This window comes from Telluria sp. AZSoR62 (assembly GCF_058111565.1).
Genome location: NZ_JBYTST010000399.1, coordinates 1 through 259, shown reverse-complemented (window position 1 = coordinate 259; position 259 = coordinate 1). Strand labels below are relative to the sequence as shown.

The window sequence follows — 259 nt, the reverse complement described above, 5'->3', positions numbered from 1 at the left end:
CGACAGTGACCCGACCGGTAGTTGGGCCGCCAGACTTCATAGCAGCGAACTGGCCCGACTTCGTGAACTCCTCGGCCATCTTGCCAACCGCGTCATCGCCACCCGCCGTAACATTGCTACCACGGCGCTGACCCTTCTGTTCCAAGTCTTGCAGGCGGTCTTTCAAGGCGGTGATTTCTTTGACAGCGTTCTCGCTGAAATTCTTGATTTCAGCGTCGCGGGATTGGAGCTCTTTGAGGATCAGGCCCTCGATTTGATC

The 259-nt window shown here is 56.8% G+C and carries 1 protein-coding gene; it reads left to right on the top strand.

Features of this window, described 5'->3' with window-relative positions; translation table 11 throughout:
• Positions 1-259 (top strand): hypothetical protein (locus AC3XQU_RS24230; protein ID WP_489876671.1); only part of this gene is annotated, 259 nt, incomplete at both ends.